Source organism: Modestobacter marinus (assembly GCF_019799945.1).
In the GTDB taxonomy this organism is placed as follows: domain Bacteria; phylum Actinomycetota; class Actinomycetes; order Mycobacteriales; family Geodermatophilaceae; genus Modestobacter; species Modestobacter marinus_B.
The window spans coordinates 1-24,052 of sequence record NZ_JABGCH010000010.1; the positions used below are offsets into that span (position 1 = coordinate 1).

Consider the following 24,052-nt stretch of genomic DNA (forward strand, 5'->3'; position numbering starts at 1 on the left):
AGCAGCACGATCCGGGCCCGCTCCACCTCCCGGGCCGGCGCGCCCCTGTCCCGGACCCGCCGCTCCAGCTCCCGCCGATCGGCCTCCGGAACGTTCACCGTCCGCACATGCGCCGCCATGAGAAATGGTCCACCCGCTCCGGCATGACCTCAACGAACACCGCGACGGAGCACTAGTGGGCCGGCCGTCTTCTGCGCCGTCACGCACGACCTTCAGCGGCTCGTGTCCCCGAGGGCATTCGGGGGACCACGCCGTGATCTTCGGACGGGTATGACCGTTGACCGAGGGGGCCATGTCAAGCCTCACCGTGAGGGTGGCGCGGCCGTCCGGGTCAGCGGTCGAAGTAGGCCAGCCGGGCCTCCGGGGTGGCGAGCAGGTAGAGCTCGATCCCGACCAGGACGAGGACCGGGACCCCCAGTAGCGGGAGGTCGGCCTCGAAGGCGAGCGTGTACCCCAGCACCGCCAGCAGCAGTTGCAGGGCGACGACCGGCGCGCGGGCCCAGCCCTTGACGCGCCACAGCCCCACGGCGGCGGCACCGAGCAGCCCGGCCGTGAGCCCGACGTAGACGACCTCGGCCAGCGCCCGCCCGACGCTGTCCGGTGAGCTGGTCAGGGTCAGGAACAGCAGCACGGCGGCGACCACGGCCAGCGCGAGCGCCTCGACACCGACCACCAGCGCGGCCCTCCGCAGCGCCGGCGGCGCCTCGGTGACCGGCCGCTCTGCCCGCGGCGCGGACGGCTCGGCCGCACCGCCCAGCAGCCGCTCCGCGCGCGGTCGCCGACGCACGCGCCGACTATCTCCCACCTGGCCTGGCACGGCGCCGAGGCTACGCCAGGCGGCGTGCCGGGCCGTCCGCGTGAGGCCGGCGACGGCGCTGGCTATGTTGACCCCATGCGTGCGCTGCTGGTGGCGAACCCGGCGGCGACCACGACCACCCGTGGGGTGCGCAACGTCCTGGTCCGGGCGCTGTCCAGCGAGCTCAAGGTCGACGTGGTCGAGACCGAGCACCGCGGGCACGCCCGCGAGCTGGCCGCCGAGGCGGCCGGGGACGGCGTCGACGTCGACGTCGTCGTGACCCTCGGCGGCGACGGCACCGTGAACGAGGCGGTCAACGGCCTGCTGTCCGGCGGCCCCGGGCCCGACGTGCCGATGCTCGCCGTCGTCCCGGGTGGCTCGACCAACGTCTTCGCCCGCGCCCTGGGCCTCTCCCGCGACCCGGTCGAGGCGACCAGCGAGATCCTCGACGCGCTGCGCGCCGCCCGCTCGCGGCTGGTATCGCTGGGCACCGCGTCGGCACGCACGCACGCGCCCGAGGACACCGGCGATCCGGCCGCGGGGCCGGTGGCCTCCGGTGCCGCGCGGACGACGGACGACTGGACCGAGCGCCGCTGGTTCGTCTTCGCCGCCGGGATGGGGTTCGACGCCGACGTCATCGCCCGGGTGGAGGCGCTGCGCGCCAAGGGACGCCGCTCCTCGGGCTCGCTCTACGTCCGCTCCGGGGTCAACGCCTTCGTGCTGGGCGCGGACCGGCGCCGTCCGCCGATGACGCTCGAGGTGCCCGGCGAGCCGCCCGTCGACGGGTTGTTCCTCGCCCTGCTCTCGAACGTCAGCCCGTGGACGTACCTGGGTGCCCGGCCGGTCAACCCGAGCCCTGAGGCGTCCTTCGACACCGGCCTGGACGTGTTCGCGATGGGCCGGATGGGCGTGGCCAGGATGCTGCACCACGTGCGGCAGACGATGGCGGCCCGCCCTGACGCGCGCGGCCGCGGGGTCCACCGCTGGCACGACCTCCCGGAGGCGACGCTCACCTCGGTCCGGCCGCAGGGCTGGCAGCTCGACGGCGACCACCTCGGCACGGCCACGGGCCTGCGGGTGCGCTCGATCCCGGAGGCGTTGCGCGTCGTCGTGTGACCCGCGCAGCGATCGGCGGCCCGCGTCGCGCACCACCGTCCCCGTGCCGACGAGTGGCGAGGGTCGCGGTACCGTGGTGAGCTTCCTCACGAGGCCCCCGGAGAGCCAGAAGTGTGCTTGACAGCCCGGCGACTCGTGAAAGCATCACAGCAAGCAACCTGCTGGTAACAAGCAGGCGGTCGCCGGTCGACGCGCTGAAGATCCAGCGCGCGGGCCTCAGTGTGTGCGGTCCTGCGGACCGATGACCGATGACGCGATACGAGATCGAGGAGTACACGGCCATGGACTGGCGCCACCGCGCCCTCTGCCGGGACGAGGACCCGGAGCTCTTCTTCCCGATCGGGACGACGGGCCCCGCCGTCGTCCAGATCGAGCAGGCCAAGGCGGTGTGCCGGCGTTGCCCGGTGACGCAGTCGTGCCTGGAGTGGGCGTTGAGCTCGGGCCAGGACTCCGGCGTCTGGGGTGGACTCTCCGAGGACGAGCGCCGCGCCCTCAAGCGCCGCACCGCCCGCACCCGGGTGCACACCGCCTGACGAGACCCCGCCGCTCGCGGCGGAGCCTGCAGTGGGCACTCACACAGCAAGGGCCGCTCCCTCGGGAGCGGCCCTTGCTGCTTCACCGCCGCAGCCGCCCGGCCCCGGGCAGGGTGAGCACCGCCTCCGTCCCCGGGCCGCCGTCCCCGGGGGACCCCATCTCGAGGGCCCCGGACAGCTCGGTGGTCACCAGCGTGCGGACGATCTGCAGCCCCAGCCCCGTGCTCGCGGCCGGGTCGAAGCCGGCGGGCAGCCCGCGCCCGTCGTCCCGCACGCGCACCACCAGGTCGTGGCCGTCGCGCTCCGCGGCCAGCACGATCGTGCCCGGCGCCCCGGCGTCGAAGGCGTGCACCGCGGCGTTGTGCAGCAGCTCGGTGACCGCCATGACCAGCGGCGTGGCCGCCGCCGCGGGCAGCTCACCGAAGCTCCCCACCCGCTTGATCCGCGCGGCCGGCCCCACGGACGTCACGTCGCCGAGCATGGGCAGCACCTGGTCGAGGACGTCGTCCACCTCGACCACGTCCTCCCGGCTGCCGGCCAGCGTCTCGTGCACGACGGCGATCGAGGCGACCCGGCGCACCGACTCCTCCAGCGCCGCGCGCGCCGCCGGCTCGGTCATCCGGCGAGCCTGCAGCCGCAGCAGCGCGGCGACGGTCTGCAGGTTGTTCTTCACCCGGTGGTGGATCTCCCGGATGGTCGCGTCCTTGGTCATCAGCGCCCGGTCCCGGCGGCGGACGTCGGTGACGTCGCGGATCAGGACCAGCGCGCCCTCCTCCGCGCCCGGCGCCTGCAGCGGGAGCGCCCGGACCAGCATCGTGGCGGCCTCGTTCTCGACGTCCATCGGATCGGGGAACCGCCCGGCCACCGCCGCCGCGATGCTGGCCGCCACCGCCTCGCCGGCGACCCGGTCCGCGGACACCCGGCGGGTGACCGCGGCCAGGTCCGCGCCGACCACGTCGCCGACGACGCCCATCCGGCGGTAGGCCGACAGGGCGTTGGGGCTGGCGTAGACGGCCCGCCCGGCCGCGTCCAGCCGCACCAGGCCGTCCCCCACGCGCGGGCTCATCTCGGCGTCCTCGAGCATCCGCGGTGGGAACGTGCCCGCGGCCACCATGAGCGAGAGGTCCGCGGCGATGTCGAGGTAGGTGAGCTCGAGCATCGAGGGCGCCCGGGTGGCGGCCAGGTTGGTGTCCTTGGCCAGCACGGCCACCACCACACCGTCGTGCCGCACCGGGATGACCTCCCGGCGGCGGGGGTTGGGCCCCGACCAGTCAGGGTCGCCCTCGGTGACCGGCCGGCCCTCGCGGTGCGCCTGCGCGAGCTGCTCGGCGGCCGCACCGCTGACCTCGGCGCCGATGAGGTCCTCGGGCTGGCTGGTGGGCGCGGTGAGCGGGCGGACCTGCGCGACGCACCACCAGGCGCCGTCCTGGAGGGGGACCCACAGCGTGAGGTCGGCGAAGGCGAGGTCGGCCAGCAGCTGCCAGTCGGCCACCAGCCGCCGGGCGTGGTCGACCTGGGACGGGCTCGACGCGGATCCGCGGGTCAGACGGTCGGACAGGCTGCTCATCGTGAGCCGGAGCCTAGGCGGGGGCCGGGACACCGCCCCCACCTACCCTGCGGGGCAGCGGTTCAGTGCGCGGCTCCTCGTTCGGCGGCGACGACGGTGGCGATGAGGTCGCCCTCCTGCAGGACCTCGCCCTCGACCACGTGGAGCTCCTCGACGCGGCCGGCGTGCTCGGTGAGCACCGGGATCTCCATCTTCATCGACTCGAGGATCACCAGGGTGTCCCCCGCCGCGACCTCGCTCCCCGGGGTCACCAGGACCTTCCAGACGCTGGAGACCATCTCGGCGTGGATCTCCTGCACCGCCACCGGCGCTCCTCCTCATCGACCACGGGACCGCCGGAGCCGACGGCGTGCACATGAAAGCACGTCCACCGGTCGGCTCCGGACCGCACGCGACGTCAGGAAAGGTCGGACACCAGCGAGCCGGCCAGCCGCTGCAGCACGCCGCAGACGGCCGTCCCGTCGTGCGGCACCCCGGTCTCCGGCAGGCCGGTGAGCACCGCCGACGCGGCACGGGCCGCGGCGGCGAGGTCGGGGCCCGCGGCGCTGACCGTGGCCAGCAGCGCGTCGTACCAGCCGTCGAGCCGGTCACCGGGGTCGTAGCCGCTCACCGCGACCGCGTCGCCGCCGCGCTGCGGCGCGACGTCGGGCAGCCGGCCGGTGATCCGGCCGGCGGTGCCGGGCGGCAGGGTCGAACGCAGCTGGACGGCAACCGCCGGGCGACCGGGAGCACCGTCCGCCGGCACCGGCCCGAACGGCCGGTCCCCCGCGCTGCGCAGCGTCAGCTCGACGGCGTCCACACCGTGCGAGCGCTCGAGGACCGCCATGTCCAGGGAGAAGCCGGCGGCCACCTCGGCGAGCTCGCCGTCGGGGTCGATGCCCACGGTGACCAGCCCACGCCAGCCCAGCTCCGGCAGCCGGCGGGCAGCCGCCGGCAGCGGGCCGAGCCCGTGGGCCGGGGTCCAGGACACCCGAGGTGTGCCGCCCGCGCGGTCCCGGAGCACCGGCGTGACGTGGTGCAGGCCCTCGGCCGTGACCCAGGCGAGGAAGCCCCGCTCGCTCGCCGGTTCGACGCCGTCCCCGCCGAGCCGCTCCAGCACCTCGGCGTCCGGCCCGACCCAGGTGAGCCCGGCGTCCACGACCGTGGCGGCCAGGCGCGCGTTGCCGGCCAGCGCGGGCGGGACCGGGAGCACCGCCTCCACCTGGCTCCGGCGGGCGGCCTCCACCAGCCGGTCGGCGTCGAGGTAGGACTCGGTGGCCGGTGCCGGGCCCAGCAGGACCGCCTCGTCGGCCAGCCGCACGTGCCGGGCGTCCCGCTCGGCCTCGGAGTAGACGGCGACCGACTTGACGCCGAGCCGGGAGCACGCCCGGATCACCGCGCAGGCCATCGGCCCGCGTCCGGCGACCAGCACGCTGTCCGCCACCGTCAAGACCACGTCGTCCCCCGTCCCCGGCTCGCGCCGGTGTCGTCCTCGTCGACGGGGACCGGTCGCCGTACCTGCGCACGGCCGGTTCCCGTCCCGTGAGACCCTTGCCGTGTCAGCTTGGCCGGTACCCGGGTGCTCCGCACCCCCCGCCGGCCCCGTTCACCACTCCGGGCCAGACGGGTCCGGCACGTCTCGAGGGAGGAGGCCGGCATGTCCAAGCGTGGACGCAAGCGGCGCGGCCGCAAGAAGAACGCCGCCAACCACGGCAAGCGCCCCAACGCCTGAGCCGAGGCGCCCCCGGCCCCCTGCACGTCCCGCACGCGAGCTCGCGAGCGGGTGGGACCTGCAGGGGGTCCTCTTAGGAGCGGCGCTCCTCGGTGATGGTCTCGACGGTGGCCCGTTCGACGCTGACCTGGGTGCCGTCCTCCTCGAAGGTGACGCTGGTCAGCTGGACCTTGATCCGGTCCCGCAGCCCGGGCGGCGGCGCGTCCCCGCCGCAGCGCCGGCGGACCAGCGCCTTGAACTCCTGCTCGATCCCGAACTGCCGCAGGCAGGGAGAGCAGTCCTCGAGGTGCTCGGCGATGACCGCGCGCCGGGCGTCGTCGGTCTCGTGGTCGAGGAACTCGAAGACGTGCGACAGGACGTCGTCGCACGAGGTGATGTGAGCGTCGTCGTGAGCGGCGTTGGTCACGAACCCTCCTCGCTGTCGCTCGTCGGGCACGTGCCCAGGGGTGCTGTGCTCGTCCACGAGCTCGCCGGCTCGCTCACGAGCGAGCCTCCTCAGCGGCTCCGGCGCGGACGAAGCCGCGCTCGCGGGCGTAGTCGGCGAGCAGCTTCTGCAGCCCGCGGCGACCGCGGTGCAGCCGGGACATCACCGTGCCGATGGGCGTGCCCATGATCTCGGCGATCTCCTTGTAGGCGAATCCCTCGACGTCGGCGAGGTAGACCGCCAGCCGGAAGTCCTCCGGCAACTGCTGGAGGGCGTCCTTGATGTCGGAGTCGGGCAGGTGGTCCAGCGCCTCGATCTCCGCCGAGCGCAGCCCGCTGGAGGTGTGCTCCTCCGCCGCGTACAGCTGCCAGTCCTGCACCTGGTCGGTGGGGTACTGCTGCGGCTGCCGCTGCTTCTTGCGGTAGCTGTTGATGTAGGTGTTCGTCAGGATCCGGTACAGCCATGCCTTGAGGTTCGTGCCCTCGGCGAACTGGTGGAACGCGGAGTAGGCCTTGACGAACGTCTCCTGCACCAGGTCCTCGGCGTCGGCGGGGTTGCGGGTCATCCGCAGCGCTGCCGGGTAGAGCTGGTCCAGGAAGGGCAGTGCGTCGCGCTCGAACCGGGCGTCGCGTGCCGCTCGCGTCTCGGCGAGCTCGGTACGGCTGCCGTCGGCACGGGCCTCGGGGGTCTCGACCGCGCCGGTGACGTCCGTCCCCGTGGCGGTGCTGTCGACCGCAGGCTCTTCAGGCACCGACCGTCCTCTCTGCGGGGCCCGGGAGCGGACCACCACCTCGGCCGATCCTAACCGTGGGGCACCGGGTCGGCCGGGGGGACGACGGGAGGGCCCGGAACTCCGCGCGGGGCGGGTCCGCGTGCCGGGGACTGTGCTGCTCACGGCCCGTGCAACCGCACGCCCTCCGGTCGTGTTCCCGGCCCGCCGGGATCGTGCGGCGGGCCGGGAGACGGTCAGCTGCGGGGCGCGAACGTCCGCAGCATGAAGTCGACGAACAGCCCGGCGTCGGCACCGAGCGCGACGTCGCAGTTCGGCTCCTTGCCGCTGCGGGAGTACAGGTCGATGACCGTCCGGCCGACCGTCAGCGCCCCCGCCGTCTCGACGTCGACGTGCGTCCGCTGGACGTCGAGCACCTCCCGGTGCAGGAGGTACGCGACGCAGAGGGCGTCGTGCACCGGGGCGCTGCCCGGCGTCGCCATCGGCTGCGTGGCGTCGTAGCCGGTGATCCGCTGCCCGATGAGCGTGGCCGCGGCCTCGCCCGCGGGGGTGCCCAGCGCCGCGAGGGCCTGGCACTGCTCGCGGGACACCAGGGCCTGGTGCGTGGCGTCCAGCGGCACCAGCGTGATCCGGGGGAAGCCGGCGGCGAAGACCGCGGCGGCAGCCTCCGGATCGGCCCAGATGTTGAACTCGGCCGACGGCGTCGCGTTGCCCTTGACGTTGCCGCCACCCATGATCACGACCTCCGGGACGGCCTCCACCAGCCGCGGCTCGATCGCGATCGCCGCGGCGATGTTGCTCAGCGGCCCGACCGGGACCAGCGCGATCTCGTCGGTGGTCGCCCGATAGGTCTCCACGAGGAACTCGACCGCGCCGGTGTCCTGCTTGCGGCTGGTCGCCGGCGGGAGGGGCAGCTCGCGGCCGTGGATGTTGCTGCTCGGGTTGACCTCCGAGTGGCGGGGCACCGGGAAGTCCGACCGGACGATCGGGCGGCGCAGACCCTCGTACACCGGGATCTCCGCGCGGCCGATGTGGTCGAGGACGCGCAGCGTGTTGTCCGTGCAGTACTGCACCTCGACGTTGCCGTTGACCGTGGTCACCCCCACCAGGTCCAGCTCGGGGTGGAGGGCGGCCAGCATGATGGCCACGGCGTCGTCGGTGCCGGTGTCGCAGTCGAGGATCAGCTTCTGGGACATGGGGGGACCTCTCTCGGACGGATCGTCAGCGCGCGCAGGCGCGGTGGAGCATCGACAGGAAGCGCGCCCGGTCGGCGGCGAGGACGACGTGCACGTTGGCGGGCCGGTCGGTGACGCCGAGGTGGTCGACGACCGTCATCCCGGCCGTCTGCGTCCCCGTGGTCTCCACCGCCACCGGGCGGTGGACGACGCGGGCGGCGACCCCGGGGTCGATCGCCACCGCCATGGTGACCGGATCGGGCAGGTCGAACCCGTCGATGTGGGTCACGGTGCGGCAGAACTCGATGAGCTGCCGCTGGATGCCGGCGCAGAACTCCCCGAGCGGGCCGAGCGCCGCCAGCTCCTCGGCGTCCGCGGGGGTCAGGGTGGCGTCGTTGCGCGAGACGTCCCAGCCGACCATCTCCAGCGGCATCCCGGAGCGGAAGACGACGTCGGCGGCCTCGGGGTCGACGTAGACGTTGAACTCGGCGGCCGGCGTCACGTTGCCGGTGCCGTCCCCCGTGCCGGCCATCATCACCACCCGGTCGAACAGCCCGGCGATGTCCGGCGCCTTGCGCAGGGCCAGGGCGACGTTCGTCAGCGGGCCGAGGGTGACCAGCGTGATCTCCCCCGGGTACCGGCGGGCCAGCTCGATCAGGACGTCGACGGCGTGGTCCGGCGCCGGCTCGCCCCCGGTCAGCGGCAGGCCGATGTCGCCCATCCCGTCCGCGCCGTGCACGTCGTGGGCGAGGACCTGCTCGCGCAGCAGCGGCCGGTCGGCGCCGGCGTGCACCGGGACGGTCGACCGGCAGAGGTCCCGCGTGTAGATGGCGTTCTGCACGCCCATCTCCAGCGGCACGTTGCCCGCCACCACCGTGATGGCCAGGACGTCCACGTCGGCGGCGGTCAGGGCGAGGACCAGCGCGACGGCGTCGTCGGAGGCGGTGTCCGTGTCGATGATCATGCGGGGCATGCCGCGTTCCTAGGCATGTAACGCCATGTACGCAAGAGATGGCGGCGACGCATGCTACTGAGCGGATGCCGTTGACCAGCCAGGACGACGGCTGCTAGACAAGCGCGACAGGGCAGGTAATCGGTTACATGCCCGTCGGTGACGAGGGAGTTCCGTGGCCGGAGGCCGGGCGACCGTCCGGGACGTCGCGCGCCGCGCCGGGGTCTCGACCGCGACGGTGTCACGGACGGTCACCGGCACGGCGCACGTCTCCGCAGAGACGCTGGACCGCGTCCGCACCGCGATCGCCGAGCTCGACTTCCACCCGTCCGCGGCCGCGCGGGACCTCCGCCGCCGGCGGACCGGCAACATCGGGCTGGTCACGCCCTCCATCGTCAACCCGTTCTTCCCCGAGCTGGTCGCGGGCGTCCACGCCGAGGTCTCCCGGCGGGGCTGGTCGCTGCTGGTCGTCGACAGCGACGACCCCGAGCGCGAGGCGGCCCGGGTGGCCGGCTCCCGGCTGGTCGACGGGGTCCTGCTGGTGGCCTCGGAGCACTCCGCCCGGCGGGTGCCGGGACCGCCGGGCCCGGTGCCCGTCGTGGCGTTCGACCGGGCGCCCGCCCCGGCGGCGACCGCGGTGCAGTGCGACAACGTCGCCGGCGCGGCCGCCGTGGTCGAGCACCTCATCGGGCTCGGGCACGTCCGCATCGCGCACCTGGCCGGCCCGCGCGGGCTGGACGTCGCCGAGCAGCGGGCCGAGCGGTACCGCCGGGCGCTGGCCGCCCACGGCGTGCCGCTCGACGGCCGGCTGGTGCGCGGCGGGGTGTTCACCGAGGACTCGGGCCACGCCCTGACCGCGGGCCTGCTGGCCGACGGCGTCCGTCCCACAGCGGTGTTCGCCGCGAACGACGTCATGGCCGTCGGCGCGATCGCCGCCCTCCGCGACCACGGCCTGCGGGTGCCCGCCGACGTGTCCGTCGCCGGCTTCGACGGCATCCACCTGGGCCGCTACCTGCAGCCCCCGCTGACCACCTACGCCCAGCCGGTGACCGCGATCGCCCGGCACGCGGTCGACCTGCTCCTGGACGCCGTGGAGTCCGCGCCCCCCGCCGGGCGGACCCGGCGCGCCCCGGTACGCACCCACCGGCTGCCCGGCGCGCTGGTCGTCCGCGGCTCCACCGCCGCGGCGCCGGCCCGCACTCCTCCCCCGCCCCCCCGGCCCGAAGGATGACGACGATGTCCCAGCACGCCGACGAACCGCCGCCCGCTGCCAACCGGTCCGGAACCGTGCAGACGGTGCTGGGCCCGGTGCCCGTGAGCGAGCTGGGCATGACCCTGCCGCACGAGCACCTGTTCAACGACCTGTCCGAGGCGCTGTACCCGGGCGTGCGCCCGTTCTCCGCCGCCCTGGCCGGCGCGCGGGTCACGCCGGAACTGGCCTGGCTCCTGCGCGAGGACCCCTATGCCTGCGCGGACAACTGCGGCTTCGACGAGCGGGACCTGGACACGGTGGTCGCCGAGCTGGACGTGTTCGTCCGGGCCGGTGGGCGCACGGTCGTGAACAACACGACGGGCACCGGCCGCAACCCGGCGGCGCTCGTGCGGGTCGCCGAGGCCACCGGCCTCAACGTCGTGATGGCCGGCGGGTGGTGCCTGTCGCACGGCGACGACCACTCCCTGGGCGAGGACGACGTCGACGGGATGGTCACCGAGCTCGTGGGCGAGATCCGGCAGGGCGTGGACCTGCCCGACGGCCGGACGGTGCAGGTCGGCGTCATCGGCGAGATCGGCGTCGGTCCGCGGTTCACCCCGGCGGAGCACGCCACGCTGGTCGCGTCCTGCCTCGCGCAGGTGCAGACGGGGGTGCCGCTGCTGATCCACCTGCCCGGATGGCAGCGGCGGGCGCACGAGGTCGTCGACATCGTGCTCGAGCACGGGGTGGACCCGGCGGCCGTGGTGCTGTGCCACATGGACCCCTCGGGCAAGGACACCGCCTACCAGCGCGAGGTCGCCGCCCGCGGCGTCTGGCTCGAGTTCGACATGATCGGGATGCCGTTCAACTTCCCCGGGGAGGGCCAGTCGCCGTCGGTGGAGGACACCGTGGAGGCCGTGCGCGGGCTGGTCGAGGACGGCCACGGCGACCGGCTGCTCCTCTCCCACGACGTCTTCCTCAAGGCGATGTGGACCCGCAACGGCGGCAACGGCTACGGGTACGTGCCGACCGCCTTCCTCCCCCGGCTGGTCGAGGCGGGCGTGCCGGAGGCCACCGCCACGGGCCTGATGACGGCGAACCCGGCGGCGCTGTTCGTCGCCGCCGCGCGCTCGGTCGCCGTGCCGCGGTGACCGCGGTGACCGCGGACCGGCTGCGCGCCATGCCGAAGGTCGAGCTGCACTGCCACCTCGAGGGCTGCGTCCGGCCGCAGACCTTCCTGGAGCTGGCCCGGGCCCACGACGTCGCGCTGCCCACGGCGGACCCGGCGCGGGTCTACGACTACACCGACATGGCCACCTTCATGGTGGTGTTCGAGCGGCTCTGCGCCGCGGTGCTCACGCGCGACGACGTCCGGCGGATCTCCTACGAGGCCCTGGTCGACGCCGCCTGGGGTTCCGGCGTCGTCTACCGGGAAATGTTCTTCAACCCCACGCTGCACCCGGCGCTGCCCTACGGCGAGCTGCTGGCCGGCATCACCGACGGCGCCGAGGAGGCCCGCCGGGAGACCGGGATCGTGACCCGGCTGATCCCGTCCGTGTACCGCGCGCACAGCCCGGCCGCGGCCGTGGAGATGGTCCGGGCGGTGGCCGACGGCGACCGTGACCTCGTGGTCGGGATCGGGATGGACGGCGACGAGACGGCCGGGCCGCCGGCGGCGTTCGCCGAGGCCTACGCGCTGGCCCGGGACGCCGGCCTGCAGACGACGGCGCACGCGGGTGAGCGGTTCGACGCCGCGGAGCTCCGGGACGCCCTGGACCTGCTGGGCTGCACCCGGATCGACCACGGCTACGCCCTCGTGCGCGACCGGGAGCTGCTGGCCCGGGTCCGGGACGGCGGCACGCACGTGACCTGCGCGTGGTTGTCCACCACCTACAACTACCGAGGCCCGGCGGCCGAGCACCCGATCCGGCTGCTGCACGACGCCGGCGTCAGCATGTCGCTGGGCAGCGACGACCCGGCGATGGGCGGCACCGACCTGGCCGGCGACTACGCGGCGCTCGCCGCGGAGCTCGGGCTGACCGCCGACGACCTCGCCCGGCACAACCGCGAGGCGTTGGACGCCGCCTGGCTGCCCGCAGAGGAGAAGGCGGCGCTGCGCGCCCGGCTCGGCTAGGGCCGACCGCCGAGCCGGCTGACCGCCCGGCGCGCCACCCGCGCCCCGGCGGCAGCGGCCGCGATCGGGTCCGAACCCCGGCACCAGGCGTCGAGGAAGCCCGCGCAGAACGCGTCACCGGCGCCGGTCGGGTCCACCGCGACCAGCCGGTGCACGGGGACGGCCACCGGGTCGGTCCCCCGGTCGGCCACCACGCAGCCGTCACCGTCGAGGGTCACCACCACGGTCCGGTAGTGCGCCGTGAGCGCCTCGGCGGCCCGCCGCGGGTCGCCGGTCCCGGCGAGCTCCGCCGCCTCGTCCCGGTTGGGGAAGCAGAACCGGGCCCCCGCCGTCCAGGCCAGGAACTGCTCCGCGCCCACGTCGCGGAGGAACGCCACCGAGCTGGGGTCGACCGACACCGGGACGCCGAGCGCCCGGGCGCGGGCCATCAGCTCCAGCGCGGCGGTCCGGACGCCGGGCTCGAAGAACGAGTACCCCGTCAGGTGCAGCAGCGCGGCCCGCTCCAGCAGCCCGGGCGGGACGTCGGCCGCGGTCAGGGCCGAGTTCGCGGCCCGGTCCACGAGCATCGTGCGCCGGCCGGCGTCGTCCAGGACGACGACGATCGTCCCGGTCTCCCGCTCCGGGTCGACCGCCAGGTGCGGCTCCACACCGAGGGCGGCGAAGCAGCCGGCGTGGAAGTCCCGGTCCCCGGCGCCCACCCGCCCCACGAAGCTGACCGGGGCGCCGAGGGACCCGAGCCACGCGGCCAGGTTCGCCGCCGAGCCCCCCGGCCGCCGCACGATCGTCGCCCGGGTGTCGGAGTCCGGCGTCACCGGCCCGAGCGGGCGGACCAGCACGTCGTTGACCACGTCCCCGACGACGACCACCCGCCCGGGACCGGTCATCAGCCGGCCGGCTGCCCGGACGCCGCCCCGCGGCGGGCCCACGCCGTCGCGATCTCCCCGCCCAGCGCGATGTTGGAGACGGCGATGTCGGTGTTGACCTCCAGGCTGGCGCCCTCGGTGTGCCGCTGGAAGTGGTCGAGCAGGAACGGGGTCACCGCCTTGCCGGTCACGCCGTTCCGCTGCGCCGCGGCGAGCGCGTCGGCGAGGACGCGGTCGTGCAGCTCCGGGTCGAGCTGCCTCTCCGGGGGCAGCGGGTTGGCCACCAGCACGGCGTGCTGGAGGCCGAGCGCGTCCTGGGCCGCCATCACCGCGGCGACGTCCTCGGCCGACTCGACCCGCCAGTCGATGTCGACGCCGGAGTCGGTGACGTAGAAGGCCGGGTACCGCGAGGTCCGGTAGCCGACGACGGTCACCCCGAGGGTCTCCAGCCGCTCCAGGGTCGCCCGGATGTCGAGGATGGACTTGACCCCGGCCGAGACCACGGTGATCGGCAGCCGGGACAGTGCCGCCAGGTCCGCGGACTCGTCGAAGGACTCCGCCGCGCCGCGGTGCACGCCGCCCAGCCCGCCGGTGGAGAACACCCGGATGCCGGCGCGGGAGGCGAGCAGCGCGGTGGCGGCGACCGTCGTCGCGCCGGTGACGCCCTGCACCATCGCCGCGGCCAGGTCCCGGCTGGACACCTTGACCACGGCGGGGTCCTCGGCGATCCGGGTCAGCGCGGCATCGTCCAGGCCGACCCGCGGGACGCCGTCCACCACGGCGATCGTCGCGGGCGTGACCCCGGCGTCCACCAGGACCAGCTCGAACCGGCGGGCCACCGCGAGGTTGCGGGGGCGCGGGAAGCCGTGGGAGATGATCGTCGACTCCAGCGCGACGACCGGGCGGCCATCGGCGAGGGCCTCCCGGACGGCGTCGGACACGACCACGGGCGACGTGCTCATGAGGGCTCCAAGGTCAACGGAGGGTGGCGCCGGCGTCGAGCACCATCTGGGTCCCGGTCATGTAGCGGGCCTCGTCCGTGCACAGCCAGCGGATGGCATGGGCCACGTCCAGCGGTTCCATCCGCTGGACGGGCATCGGCAGCTCGAGCGCGCCACCGACCCCGGGGGCGGTCGCCTGCCAGTGCTCGGCGGCCGGGTTCTGGGTCATCTCGGTCCCGGTGCCACCGGGGTGGACGACGTTGACCCGGATGCTGTTCCCGGCGAGCTCCAGCGCCAGGCTCTTCATCAGCCCGATGACGCCGTTCTTCGCCGCCGCGTAGTGGCCGATGGTCGGCACCGGCTTGACCGCCGCGGTGGACCCGACCATGACGATGGAGCCGCCGCGGCCGGTGCGCAGCATCGCCGGGATCGCGGCCCGGCAGGTGTTCCAGGTGCCGGTCAGCACGACGTCGATCATCGTCTGCCACTGCTCGGGGGTGGCCTGCCAGGTGCTCTCCGGCCAGCTGGCGACGCCGGCGTTCGCCACCACGACGTCCAGCCCGCCGAAGGTGCTCTCCGCCAGGTCCACGGCCGCGACGAGCTGGCCGTGGTCCCGGACGTCGACGAGGGCCCGCGCCGCCCGCCCGCCGGCCTCCTCGATCATCGCGACCGTGGTGGTGAGGTCCTCGTTCGTGGCGGTGCCGTAGGTCAGCCCCTCCACCTGCCGCCCGATGTCGCTGACGACGACGGCGGCGCCGGCCTCGGCCAGCGCCAGCGCGGTCGCCCGGCCGATGCCACGCGCGGCGCCGGTGACCAGGGCGACCTGCCCGGTGAGGCCGCTCATGCCTGCTCCTCGCGATCGAGCGGGACGGCGGAGTCGCCCGCGGAGTGGATGAGGTCGACCACGGCCTCGGCGAAGGCGGGGTCGGTCTCCAGGACCACCCGGCAGTGCGCGCCGTCCTGCGCGGGGAAGCCCATGTAGATGCCGCGCAGGTCGCACACGGTCTGCCCGCGGGTCGGCCCGTCGCCGGTCTCCACGTACGCCCGCACGGTGGGGGCGAGCGTGGGGACCAGGGTCCCGGCGGCGACCGCCACGGCGAGGACGTCGTGCAGGCAGCTGCGGCGCTCACCGAAGGCGGCCTCGGCGAAGAACCCCATGTAGTGGTCGAGGATGCCGGCGACGTAGCCGCCGATCGTGCCGCCGGCGGCCAGCCGGGCCCGGTGCCCCTCGTCCAGCGTGGTCCGCATGGTGACGTCGAGGCCGACCATGGTCAGCGGCCACGGCGCCCGGAACACCGCGGCGGCGGCCTCCGGGTCGCACCAGATGTTGGCCTCGGCCACCTCGGTGACGTTGCCCGGCGCCAGCGCGGCGCCGCCCATGATCGTCACGCCGGAGACCAGCTCGGGCAGCTCGGGGCAGAGCCCGAGCGCGAGCGCGAGGTTGGTCAGCGGGCCGACGGCGACGACCTCCACCTCACCCGGGTAGGCCCGGGCCAGCCGGATGATCTGCAAGGCGGCGGTCTCCGCGACCGGCTCCCCCACCGTGCGGCCGGTGCCGGCGTTGCCCTGCCCGTCCCGCCCGTGCACGTGGTACGCGTACACCGCCGGTGCCCCGGTCAGCGGGCCGGCCGCGCCCCGCGCCACGGGGACGTCCGGGTGGCCGGCCATGTGCACGGTGTGCAGCGAGTTGCGGGTCGCGGTCTCGACGTCGACGTTGCCCCACACCGACCCGACGCCCACCAGCTCGACGGCCGGGTGCAGGGCCGCGTAGAGGATCGCCAGGGTGTCGTCGACGCCGGTGTCGCAGTCCAGCACCATCTTCAGCGGCCGGCCGGCGCGATCGGCCCGCAGGTCCGCGGTCATGCGCCGAGCCGGGCGTCGAGCTCGGCCAGGCGGCCGACCAGCAGCTGGGCGAAGGCGGCGCCGTCCACCTCAAGCGCGACGTCGGTGTTCGCCTTCTCCCCGGACAGCCTCTCGAGGTCGACCACGGTCATCCCCCGGGTCAGCGCACCCGCGCACTCGACGTCCACGTGCAGGTGCCGGGTGGTGACCAGCTCCGGGCGGATCGCCGCCGCGACGGCGAGCGAGTCGTGCTGCGGCGTGCGGTCGCTGCCGGACCACTCGACGTGCCGGGCGGTGTAGAAGTCGACCATCCCGAGGAGGGCCTCGGCCATCCGGCCGCCGCCGCGCAGCGGGTCCCAGTCCTCCGGGGTGGTGACCGCGGAGTGGGTGACGTCGAGCCCGACCATGGTGACCGGGACGCCGCCGGCGAACACCCGCGAGGCGGCGTCCGGGTCGAACCAGATGTTGAACTCGGCGGTCGGCGTGGTGTTGCCCAGGATCCGGGCGCCGCCGCCCATGAGGACGATCCGCTCCAGCTTGGCCGCCGTCAGGGGCGCTGCGGCGAACAGCGCCGCCACGTTGGTCAGCGGCCCGAGCGCGATCAGCGTGACCGGCTCGGCGGACTGCTCGATGACGTCGGTCATCAGCTGGACGGCCGACCGGGCGTCCGCGCCGCGGGGGGCGGGGTCCAGCCGGACGCCGCCCATCCCCTCCTCGCCGTGCACCTCCGTGGCCGGCCGGGAGTCCCGGCGGACGAGCGGGGTGTCGGCGCCGGCCGCGACCGGGACGTCGTCGCGGTCCAGCAGGTGCAGCAGCCGCAGGGCGTTCTCGGTGGTGTGCTGCAGGCCGGTGTTGCCGCCGACCGAGGTCACCCCCCGGACGTCGAGCTCCGGTGAGGCGAACGCCAGCATGATCGCCAGCGCGTCGTCCAGACCCGGGTCGGTGTCGATGAGCACGGGACGAGGCATGACTCCCCCTCCCTCAGGCACCGAGGGAGCGCAGGAAGCGCTCGTGGAAGGCGGCGGTGTCCAGCGTGTCGACCAGGCGCACCACCCCCGGCTCCCGCGGGTCCTCCAGCGTCGGCTCGTAGCCGCGCAGGTCGGCCACGACCTGACCGCGCGACCGCTCGCCGCGCAGCTCGATCGACGCCCGGACCAGCCGGTAGGTGGCCAGCTCGGGGTCCAGGGCGAGGGCCATCGCCAACGGGTCGTGCAGCACGCAGGTCCGCTCGCCCAGGTTCTTCTCGTACACGTCCAGGTACTGCTGCATCACGGGCCACATGAACTGCGCGCGCGGGTCCGGAGAGGTCTCGATCCGCTTCAGCGCCTCCTGCGTCAGCTGCGTGGACATGGTGATCTCCAGGCCGACGAGCACCACGTCCCAGGGCGCGTCCAGCACGAGCTGGGCGGCCTCCGGGTCGTGCCAGATGTTGGCCTCGCCCATCTCCGAGGCGTTGCCCGGCACGCCGACGGCGCCGCCCATGACCACAACGTCCTTGATCAGCCGCGGCAACTCGGGCTCCAGCAGGAGAGCCAGCCCGATGTTGGTCAGCGGGCCGACGGCGACCAGGGTGAGCTCGCCCGGCCGGCTGCGGGCCAGGCGCACGATCTCCGCGGCGGCGAGCGTGCCCGCCGGCTGGCGCGTCGACGCCGGCACCCCGGCGTCCCCGAGCCCGTCCTGGCCGTGCACGAACTCCGCCGTCTCCAGCGGCTGCGCCATCGGGCGCGCGGCGCCCCGGTGCACGGGCACGCCGGTCAGCCCCAGGGTGTCCAGCACCGTGATCGTGTTCCGGGTGCCCACCTCGACCGGGACGTTGCCGTGGGTGACGGTGCAGGCCACGTACTCCGCGCCGTTGCCGGCGCCGTAGACGATGGCCATCGTGTCGTCGATGCCGGTGTCGCAGTCGAAGATCAGCTCGGTGGTCATCGTGCCGCCACCTCCGGCTGCGCGGAGAGGGCGGCGATCGCGTCCACGGTCATGTCCCACAACCTCTGCTTGTCCAGCGTGATGGCGACGTCGGTGTTGACCGGCTGGCCGAGCAGGCCGGAGAAGTCGGTGACCGTCATCCCGTTCGTCCAGGTCCCGGTGAGCTCCACCGCGACGAAGGCCTCCCGCGTGGTGAAGACCTCCGGGTCGCCGAGCCAGGCGACGCAGCACAGGTCGTGCACGGGCGGGGCGTCGAAGCCCTGCTGCTCGCGGTAGGTGCTGCCGAAGAACTCCAGGACGTCGACCACGAACGACGACAGCGGGGACCCGATGGCCTTGATCCGGTCCACCACGTCGGTGTCGGCGGTGGCCTGGTGGGTGAGGTCGAGGCCGACCATCGTCACCGGCCACGGCGCGGAGAAGACCGCCTGGGCCGCCTCCGGGTCCGCCGCGATGTTGAACTCCGCCGTCGGGGTCTTGTTGCCCCGGGTGTAGGAGCCGCCCATGAGCACGACCCGCTTGACCCGCTCGACGATCGCCGGCTCCTTGCGCATGGCCAGGGCGATGTTGGTGAGCGGTCCGGTCGGCACCAGCGTCACGGTCCCGGGCTCGGCGGCCAGGACCACGTCGATGATCAGGTCGACCGCGTGCCGGGGGTCCAGCTCGAGGGTCGCCTCCGGGAGCACCGGGCCGTCCAGCCCGGACTCGCCGTGGATCTCCGGCGCCACCATCTGCGGACGGACCAGCGGCCCCACGGACCCGGCTGCGACCGGCACGTCGATGCCGGCGACGGCGCAGACGGCGAGTGCGTTGCGGGTCACCTTCGGCAGCGTCTGGTTGCCGGCGCAGGTGGTGACGGCGAGCAGCTCCACCCGCGGGTCGCCGGCCGCGAGGATCATCGCCAGGGCGTCGTCGTGCCCCGGATCGCAGTCCAGGATGAGGCGTTCGGTCATGCGGCAGTGCTCCTTCGCAGCAGGTGGGGTCTCCGCCGCGTCGCGCGGCGGTGGTGAGCTGTCGGGGTGGGGCGGTCAGGCGACCTGCGGCGTCGGTGTCGCCGACGCCCTTGCCCCCCGGATGCGGCGGAACTGGATGCCCGCGACCACCAGGGCCAGGATCGTGATGACGTAGGGGGTCATCAGCGCCAGGTTGGAGTTGAACCCGGCGATGCCGAGCTGGTCGGCCACCGCGTCGGCCGCGCCGAAGATGAACGCGGCCACCATCGTCCGGACCGGGCGGGCCAGCCCGAAGGTGAGCGCGGCGACGGCGATGAACCCGCGGCCCGAGGTCATGTCCGCTGTGAAGCTGCCCAGGGTCGCCATGGCGAGCTGGGCGCCGGCCGCACCGCACAGCACCCCGGAGATGAGGATGCTCTGCGCCTTGACCCGGGTGACCCGGATGCCCGCCGCGGCGGCCGCGTCGGCGTCCTCACCCACGGCGCGCAGGTGCACGCCGTACCGCGTCCGGTACAGCACCAGCGACGCGAGCGGCACGCTGAGCAGCGCCAGCCAGACCAGGGCGGTCTGGTTGTTCAGCGCCGTGCCGAGCACCGGCACGTCGGCCAGCGGGCCGAGGGAGATGCGCGGCAGCGTGATGTTCGCCGACGGCGGGGTCACGCCGGGGTTGCCGTAGAGCACCTGCAGGAGGAAGACGCTCAGCCCCGCGGCCAGCAGGTTGACACCGATGCCGACGACGATGAAGTCCGCCTTGAGCCAGAGCGTGCCCGCCGCGTAGACCAGCGACAGGGCCAGCCCCGCGAGCACGGCGGCCACCACGCCCACCAGGGCGCTGTCGAACGCTGAGCCCACGGAGATCGCGGTGAAGGCGCCGATGAGCATCATGCCCTCGAGGCCGATGTTGAGGATGTTCCCCTGCTGGGTGAAGGCGCCGCCGATGGCGGCCAGCAGCAGCGGCGCCACCTTCATCAGGATGACGAACAGCGTGCCGGCCGTGAGGATCTGCTCCAGGGCGTTCATCGCACGTCCTCGCGGGACTCGGTGGTGTCGGTGCGGACCGGGACCGCCGTCGCGCCGTGCGCGGCTGTGCCCGACGGTGGTGGCGGCGTCGCGTCGGGACCGGACCGGCCGGCCGGCGCCAGGGGGGTGCTCTCCTCGGCCTCGGTGGCCAGGACGACGGGCGCGGTCGCCGCGGCGGTGGCGCCCGGACGGCGGAGCGGCAGCAGCGCCAGCACCCGCTGCCGGGTGCGCCGGTCGACCACGAACACTGCGGTGATGAGCAGGATGATGATGCCCTGCAGCACGTTGACCAGCGGGAAGGGAACCGACGTGTTGATCTGCATGGCGTTCGAGCCGGCCATCATGTCGGCGTAGAAGGCAGCGGCGAGGACCGCGGCCCAGGGGTTGAGCCGGGCCAGCAGGGCCACCGTGATGCCCAGGAAGCCGTACCCCGGCGAGAACGTCAGCAGGAACCGGCCGCCGTTGGGACCGAGCACGAAGATCGCGCCGGCGAGGCCGGACACCGCACCCGAGAGCGCCATGACCTGGACGCTCATCGCGCGCGGGCTGACCCCGGTGTACTCCGCGAAGCGGTTCATCTCACCGAGCTGGCGGACCCGCAGGCCCCACACCGAGCGGGTGAGGATCAACCCGAGGGCGACCACCGCGACGATCGCGATCACGAGGTCCATCCCGACGCCGAACTGCGGGTCGAACATGGTGAACCGCGCCTGCGGGGCCACCTTGGGCGAGCCCGCCAGCCCCGCGGTGGGGTCCTGGAACGGCCCGGTGACCAGGTAACCGGTGAGCAGGATGCCGATCGTGCTCATCATCAGCGTGGTGACGATGATGTCCACCCGCCACAGCGCGAGCAGCGCACCGGGGATGAAGCCCCAGACCAGACCGCCGACCATGCCGCCGAGCAGGGTCAGCACGATCAGCACCGGCCCCGGCAGCGAGGTGAAGGTGAACGCCACCCAGGCGCCGGTGAAGGCGCCGACGAACAGCTGGCCCTCGCCACCGATGTTGAAGAAGCCGGCGCGGAAGCTGATGATCACCGCCGCCGAGAGCACGGCGAGCGGGATGAACTGGGCGATGAGCGCACCGACGCCCTGCGGGCGGCGGAGGCTGGAGAAGAAGAGCTGGTCGTAGGCGGCCAGCGGGTTCTCGCCCAGGGCGAGGATCACGCCGGCGCCGATGAGCAGCGCGATCGCCACGGCCACCAGGGGCTGCACCGACCCGCGCAGCGCCGTGAGGGCACCCCGCCTGAGCTTGGCCTGCCAGCCCTCCTGCGGCGCCGCCACGTCGTCGTCGGGGCGTACCGGGACCGCCGGCGGCGCGGCCGGCGCGTCGTCGGCACCGGCGGGGCGCACCTCGGCCGCGGCGGCCAGCACCCGCTCCTCGACCTGCTCGCCCGCGACCTCCTCGTGGGTGGAGACCAGGGCGGCGACCTGCTCGTGGCTCGCCTCGGCCTCGCGGACCTCCTCGGCGCTGGGCCGTACGCCCGCCATCGCGAGGCCGACCGCGGCCTCGCTCATCGTCTCCTGGGTGAACTCGGCGATGATCTCGCCGCGGTACATCACCAGCAGGCGGTCGGACAGCGACATGACCTCGTTGAGGTCCGCGGACAGCAGCAGCACGCCGCTGCCCTGGTCCCGGCGGGACACGATCGCGTTGTGGACGAACTCCATCGCGCCGACGTCCACGCCGCGCGTGGGCTGGCTGACCATCAGCAGCGTCGGGTCGCTGGCGAACTCCCGAGCGATGATCACCTTCTGCACGTTGCCGCCGGACAGGGTGCCGATCGGCGTCGACGGACCCGCCCCGCGGACGTCGAACTCCTTGATCAGGCGCCCGGCGAAGGCGTCCGCGGCGCGCCCGCTGACCCAGCCGCGGCGGGCCACCGGCGGGGTGAGATGGGTGGGGATGACGTTCTCGGTGACCGAGAGCGCCGGGCCGGAGCCCACGAAGTCGCGGTCCTCGGGGATGTAGGCCAGGCCGGCGGCGCGGCGGCTGGCGACGCTCGCGGAGGTGATGTCCCTCCCGGCCAGGGCGACCCGGCCGCCGTCGACGGCCTGCATGCCGGCGATCGCGGCCGCGAGCTCGGACTGGCCGTTGCCCTCGACGCCGGCGATCCCGACGATCTCGCCCGACCGGACGGTCAGCGACAGGTCGTCGAGCACGGTGACCCCGCGCTCGTCCACCACGGTGAGGCCGTCGACCTCGAGCACCGGGGCGCCGGGGCGCGCGGGGGTGTGCGCGATGCGCAGCAGCACCTCGCGGCCCACCATCATCTGCGCGATGTCGGTCTGGGAGAGCCCGGCCGCCGGCAGGGTGTCGATGACCCGGCCGTCGCGGATCACGGTCACCTCGTCGGCGATCGCGAGCACCTCGCCGAGCTTGTGCGAGATGAACAGGACCGCGCAGCCCTTCTCGGCCAGCGACCGGACGACGACGAACAGGTCGTCGGTCTCGCCCGGGGTCAGCACGGCGGTGGGCTCGTCCAGGATGAGCAGCCGGGTGTCGTGGCTGAGCGCCTTGAGCACCTCGACCCGCTGACGCAGGCCCACCGACAGCGACGCGACCTTCGCCCGGGGGTCGATCTCCAGGCCGAACTGCGCACTGAGCGCGGCCACCTCGCGCTCCATGCGGCTGGTGTCCACGGTGCCCCGCGCGGTGCGCAGCTCGCGGCCGAGGAAGACGTTCTCGGCCACGCTGAGCGACGGGATCAGCTTGAAGTGCTGGTGCACCATGCCGATCCCCAGCTCCGCAGCCTTCTTCGGGCTGGTGATGGAGACCTCGGCGCCGTCGAACATGATCTGCCCGGCGTCCGGCTGCGCCGTGCCGGCGATCATGGTCATCAGCGTCGTCTTGCCGGCGCCGTTCTCGCCCACGAGGGCATGGATGCGCCCGGGCTGGACCGACAGCGAGATGTCGTCGTTGGCCACCTTCGGCCCGAAGGCCTTGGTGATGTGCCGGAGCTCGAGGAGCGGTGTGGCCATGAGGCGTCTTCCTTCGGGGGCGAGCACGTCGGTGTGCGTCGAGCGAGGGAGGTGCCGGCCGGCCACGGCGGCCGGCCGGCACCCCGCCGGGCGTCAGAGCGCCGTCGGGACCTGGATCTCGCCGTCGATGACCTTCTGGGCGTAGTCCTTGATCTGGTCCTGGATCTCCTGCGGCACGGTGTCGCCGTTGTCCTCGAAGGTGAGGCTCACACCGTCGTTCGACAGGCCGTACTCGGTGGTCTCCCCGAAGGCGAGCTCACCGGCCTTGTAGTCCTCGACGGCCGACTCCAGCGAGACGCCGATGTTCTTCAGCATCGAGGCCAGGACGTGGCCCGGGTGCAGGCCGTTCTGGTTGGAGTCGACGCCGATGGCGTACTTGTTCGACTCCTCCGCCGCCTTCAGGACACCGATCCCGGCACCACCGGCCACCTGGAACACCACGTCGGCGCCCTGCTCGTACATGGCGGTGGCCTGGTCGAAGCCCTTGTTCGAGTCGGTGAAGTCACCGACGTAGGAGACGAGGACCTCGATCGTGGGGTCGACCGTCTCGACGCCCTTCCTGTAGCCCTCGACGAAGTCGTTGATGATCGGGATGTCCATCCCGCCGACCAGGCCGACCTTCTTGCTCCCGCTGGAGAGCGGGAACGCCTCGGTGTTGGTGGTCGCCTGCGCCGCCAGGACGCCGGCCAGGTACGAGCCCTCGTTCTGCTTGTAGACGATCGAGGCGACGTTCGGGGCCTCGACCACGCTGTCGTAGAGGACGTAGTCCTGGTCGGGGTACTGCGGCGCGGTCTCGGTGAGGATGTCGACCATCTGCGACGTCCCGGTGATCACCAGGTCCCAGTCACCGCCGGACACCGACTCCAGGTTCGACTTCCACTGGGCCGGGTTGTTGGCGTCCGCCTGGATGTTCTGGATCTTGCTGCCGGCCTTCTCGATCTCGGCCATGCCGCGGGCTGCGTCGTCGAAGAACCCCTGGTCGCCCAGCGGCCCGTTGATGACGTTGGCGACCGCGGGCGTGTCCGAGCCACCGCCCGACGCGCTCCCCCCGCTGCCCGCGTCGTCCCCGCCGCCGCACGCCGTGAGGCTGAGGGCGACGACGACCGCCGCCGCGAGGCCGCCCATCATGCGCTGCTTCTTCATGCTGTGCTCCTTTGCACGTGTCTGGAACTGCTGCTTCGTTCCGGTCCGGGTCG

The 24,052-nt window shown here is 73.9% G+C and carries 24 protein-coding genes; 6 read left to right on the top strand and 18 right to left on the bottom strand.

The features are described 5' to 3' along the window. Positions 1–331: 331 nt before the first annotated feature. On the bottom strand, positions 332–787 hold the full coding sequence (locus HK417_RS10955; protein ID WP_308123512.1) for a hypothetical protein: 456 nt from the start codon (positions 785–787) through the stop codon (positions 332–334). Positions 788–892: 105 nt separating this feature from the next. Between HK417_RS10955 and HK417_RS10960 the strand changes: the two genes are divergently transcribed. Continuing rightward, positions 893–1,912: a diacylglycerol/lipid kinase family protein gene (locus tag HK417_RS10960; protein WP_222266291.1), complete on the top strand. Its 1,020-nt coding sequence runs from the start codon at positions 893–895 to the stop codon at positions 1,910–1,912. A 248-nt stretch (positions 1,913–2,160) separates the two neighbouring features. Then, on the top strand, positions 2,161–2,445 hold the full coding sequence (locus tag HK417_RS10965) for a WhiB family transcriptional regulator (protein WP_439957919.1): 285 nt from the start codon (positions 2,161–2,163) through the stop codon (positions 2,443–2,445). 82 nt (positions 2,446–2,527) lie between these two features. Here HK417_RS10965 and HK417_RS10970 read toward each other — a convergent pair whose 3' ends face one another. The 3 genes from HK417_RS10970 to HK417_RS10980 all read right to left on the bottom strand — a co-directional run bounded on the left by HK417_RS10970 (position 2,528) and on the right by HK417_RS10980 (position 5,447). Beyond that, positions 2,528–4,012 (bottom strand): sensor histidine kinase, encoded by a 1,485-nt coding sequence (locus tag HK417_RS10970; RefSeq protein WP_222266293.1) that lies wholly within the window; start codon positions 4,010–4,012, stop codon positions 2,528–2,530. 62 nt (positions 4,013–4,074) lie between these two features. Next, positions 4,075–4,317: a biotin/lipoyl-binding carrier protein gene (locus HK417_RS10975; protein ID WP_222266295.1), complete on the bottom strand. Its 243-nt coding sequence runs from the start codon at positions 4,315–4,317 to the stop codon at positions 4,075–4,077. 92 nt (positions 4,318–4,409) lie between these two features. Beyond that, positions 4,410–5,447, bottom strand: coding sequence for a biotin carboxylase N-terminal domain-containing protein (locus HK417_RS10980; protein WP_222266297.1), 1,038 nt, complete (start codon positions 5,445–5,447; stop codon positions 4,410–4,412). A gap of 201 nt (positions 5,448–5,648) precedes the next feature. On the opposite strand from HK417_RS10980, the gene HK417_RS27280 reads away from it, so the two are divergent. Next, positions 5,649–5,723: a 50S ribosomal protein bL37 gene (locus HK417_RS27280; RefSeq protein ID WP_439957920.1), complete on the top strand. Its 75-nt coding sequence runs from the start codon at positions 5,649–5,651 to the stop codon at positions 5,721–5,723. A 73-nt stretch (positions 5,724–5,796) separates the two neighbouring features. Here the strand turns inward: HK417_RS27280 and rsrA are convergent, their stop codons facing one another. The 4 genes from rsrA to HK417_RS11000 all read right to left on the bottom strand — a co-directional run bounded on the left by rsrA (position 5,797) and on the right by HK417_RS11000 (position 9,025). Continuing rightward, positions 5,797–6,129 (bottom strand): mycothiol system anti-sigma-R factor, encoded by a 333-nt coding sequence (gene rsrA, locus HK417_RS10985; protein ID WP_222266299.1) that lies wholly within the window; start codon positions 6,127–6,129, stop codon positions 5,797–5,799. A 73-nt stretch (positions 6,130–6,202) separates the two neighbouring features. Beyond that, a complete protein-coding gene (locus HK417_RS26130; protein ID WP_222266301.1) occupies positions 6,203–6,898 on the bottom strand; it encodes a sigma-70 family RNA polymerase sigma factor in 696 nt (231 codons plus the stop codon). A gap of 215 nt (positions 6,899–7,113) precedes the next feature. Continuing rightward, positions 7,114–8,073, bottom strand: a complete 960-nt coding sequence (locus HK417_RS10995; RefSeq protein WP_222266303.1) for a nucleoside hydrolase — start codon at positions 8,071–8,073, stop codon at positions 7,114–7,116. Between the two features lie 25 nt (positions 8,074–8,098). Next, on the bottom strand, positions 8,099–9,025 hold the full coding sequence (locus HK417_RS11000) for a nucleoside hydrolase (RefSeq protein WP_222266305.1): 927 nt from the start codon (positions 9,023–9,025) through the stop codon (positions 8,099–8,101). A gap of 154 nt (positions 9,026–9,179) precedes the next feature. Here HK417_RS11000 and HK417_RS11005 point away from each other — a divergent pair, with 154 nt between their 5' ends. Genes HK417_RS11005 through add form a run of 3 tightly spaced genes read left to right on the top strand, consistent with a single transcriptional unit; the run spans position 9,180 to position 12,330 of the window. Next, on the top strand, positions 9,180–10,235 hold the full coding sequence (locus HK417_RS11005; protein WP_222266307.1) for a LacI family DNA-binding transcriptional regulator: 1,056 nt from the start codon (positions 9,180–9,182) through the stop codon (positions 10,233–10,235). 5 nt (positions 10,236–10,240) lie between these two features. Next, on the top strand, positions 10,241–11,347 hold the full coding sequence (locus tag HK417_RS11010; RefSeq protein WP_222266309.1) for a phosphotriesterase family protein: 1,107 nt from the start codon (positions 10,241–10,243) through the stop codon (positions 11,345–11,347). After that, positions 11,344–12,330 carry an adenosine deaminase gene (gene add / locus HK417_RS11015; protein ID WP_222266311.1) on the top strand — a complete coding sequence of 329 codons (987 nt, stop codon included), beginning with the start codon at positions 11,344–11,346 and terminating at the stop codon, positions 12,328–12,330. The genes HK417_RS11010 and add overlap by 4 nt, the downstream gene beginning before the upstream one ends. Here add and HK417_RS11020 read toward each other — a convergent pair. The 10 genes from HK417_RS11020 to HK417_RS11065 all read right to left on the bottom strand — a co-directional run bounded on the left by HK417_RS11020 (position 12,327) and on the right by HK417_RS11065 (position 23,999). Next, a complete protein-coding gene (locus HK417_RS11020; protein WP_222266313.1) occupies positions 12,327–13,256 on the bottom strand; it encodes a carbohydrate kinase family protein in 930 nt (309 codons plus the stop codon). The genes add and HK417_RS11020 overlap by 4 nt on opposite strands. Then, positions 13,214–14,155 carry a pseudouridine-5'-phosphate glycosidase gene (locus HK417_RS11025; RefSeq protein WP_222266315.1) on the bottom strand — a complete coding sequence of 314 codons (942 nt, stop codon included), beginning with the start codon at positions 14,153–14,155 and terminating at the stop codon, positions 13,214–13,216. The genes HK417_RS11020 and HK417_RS11025 overlap by 43 nt, the downstream gene beginning before the upstream one ends. Before the next feature lie 13 nt (positions 14,156–14,168). Beyond that, positions 14,169–14,978 (bottom strand): mycofactocin-coupled SDR family oxidoreductase, encoded by an 810-nt coding sequence (locus tag HK417_RS11030; protein WP_222266317.1) that lies wholly within the window; start codon positions 14,976–14,978, stop codon positions 14,169–14,171. Then, on the bottom strand, positions 14,975–15,997 hold the full coding sequence (locus tag HK417_RS11035; RefSeq protein ID WP_222266319.1) for a nucleoside hydrolase: 1,023 nt from the start codon (positions 15,995–15,997) through the stop codon (positions 14,975–14,977). The genes HK417_RS11030 and HK417_RS11035 overlap by 4 nt, the downstream gene beginning before the upstream one ends. Next, complete coding sequence (locus HK417_RS11040; protein ID WP_222266321.1) at positions 15,994–16,944, bottom strand: nucleoside hydrolase; 951 nt, start codon at positions 16,942–16,944, stop codon at positions 15,994–15,996. Before HK417_RS11040 ends, HK417_RS11035 begins: the two co-directional genes overlap by 4 nt. A gap of 13 nt (positions 16,945–16,957) precedes the next feature. After that, positions 16,958–17,902, bottom strand: a complete 945-nt coding sequence (locus HK417_RS11045) for a nucleoside hydrolase (RefSeq protein ID WP_222266323.1) — start codon at positions 17,900–17,902, stop codon at positions 16,958–16,960. Continuing rightward, positions 17,899–18,855 carry a nucleoside hydrolase gene (locus HK417_RS11050; RefSeq protein ID WP_222266325.1) on the bottom strand — a complete coding sequence of 319 codons (957 nt, stop codon included), beginning with the start codon at positions 18,853–18,855 and terminating at the stop codon, positions 17,899–17,901. Before HK417_RS11050 ends, HK417_RS11045 begins: the two co-directional genes overlap by 4 nt. A 75-nt stretch (positions 18,856–18,930) precedes the next feature. Continuing rightward, the gene (locus tag HK417_RS11055; RefSeq protein WP_222266327.1) at positions 18,931–19,875 is read right to left on the bottom strand and encodes an ABC transporter permease; all 945 of its coding nucleotides are present in this window, start codon (positions 19,873–19,875) and stop codon (positions 18,931–18,933) included. Further along, a complete protein-coding gene (locus HK417_RS11060) occupies positions 19,872–22,856 on the bottom strand; it encodes an ATP-binding cassette domain-containing protein (RefSeq protein ID WP_222266329.1) in 2,985 nt (994 codons plus the stop codon). Before HK417_RS11060 ends, HK417_RS11055 begins: the two co-directional genes overlap by 4 nt. A gap of 93 nt (positions 22,857–22,949) precedes the next feature. Then, positions 22,950–23,999 (bottom strand): BMP family lipoprotein, encoded by a 1,050-nt coding sequence (locus HK417_RS11065; protein ID WP_222266331.1) that lies wholly within the window; start codon positions 23,997–23,999, stop codon positions 22,950–22,952. Positions 24,000–24,052 lie beyond the last annotated feature (53 nt).

What these genes read in the sequence shown, in the direction of transcription:
- HK417_RS11055 (WP_222266327.1), bottom strand. Translation starts at nt 19,875, where the DNA reads ATGAACGCCCTGGAGCAGATCCTCACGGCCGGCACGCTGTTCGTCATC.
- HK417_RS11060 (WP_222266329.1), bottom strand. Translation starts at nt 22,856, where the DNA reads ATGGCCACACCGCTCCTCGAGCTCCGGCACATCACCAAGGCCTTCGGG.
- HK417_RS11010 (WP_222266309.1), top strand. Translation starts at nt 10,241, where the DNA reads ATGTCCCAGCACGCCGACGAACCGCCGCCCGCTGCCAACCGGTCCGGA.
- HK417_RS11000 (WP_222266305.1), bottom strand. Translation starts at nt 9,025, where the DNA reads ATGCCCCGCATGATCATCGACACGGACACCGCCTCCGACGACGCCGTC.
- HK417_RS11035 (WP_222266319.1), bottom strand. Translation starts at nt 15,997, where the DNA reads ATGACCGCGGACCTGCGGGCCGATCGCGCCGGCCGGCCGCTGAAGATG.
- HK417_RS10965 (WP_439957919.1), top strand. Translation starts at nt 2,161, where the DNA reads ATGACGCGATACGAGATCGAGGAGTACACGGCCATGGACTGGCGCCAC.
- HK417_RS11045 (WP_222266323.1), bottom strand. Translation starts at nt 17,902, where the DNA reads ATGACCACCGAGCTGATCTTCGACTGCGACACCGGCATCGACGACACG.
- HK417_RS10970 (WP_222266293.1), bottom strand. Translation starts at nt 4,012, where the DNA reads ATGAGCAGCCTGTCCGACCGTCTGACCCGCGGATCCGCGTCGAGCCCG.
- HK417_RS11040 (WP_222266321.1), bottom strand. Translation starts at nt 16,944, where the DNA reads ATGCCTCGTCCCGTGCTCATCGACACCGACCCGGGTCTGGACGACGCG.
- HK417_RS11065 (WP_222266331.1), bottom strand. Translation starts at nt 23,999, where the DNA reads ATGAAGAAGCAGCGCATGATGGGCGGCCTCGCGGCGGCGGTCGTCGTC.
- HK417_RS11050 (WP_222266325.1), bottom strand. Translation starts at nt 18,855, where the DNA reads ATGACCGAACGCCTCATCCTGGACTGCGATCCGGGGCACGACGACGCC.
- HK417_RS10995 (WP_222266303.1), bottom strand. Translation starts at nt 8,073, where the DNA reads ATGTCCCAGAAGCTGATCCTCGACTGCGACACCGGCACCGACGACGCC.
- HK417_RS11030 (WP_222266317.1), bottom strand. Translation starts at nt 14,978, where the DNA reads ATGAGCGGCCTCACCGGGCAGGTCGCCCTGGTCACCGGCGCCGCGCGT.
- HK417_RS10960 (WP_222266291.1), top strand. Translation starts at nt 893, where the DNA reads ATGCGTGCGCTGCTGGTGGCGAACCCGGCGGCGACCACGACCACCCGT.
- HK417_RS11025 (WP_222266315.1), bottom strand. Translation starts at nt 14,155, where the DNA reads ATGAGCACGTCGCCCGTGGTCGTGTCCGACGCCGTCCGGGAGGCCCTC.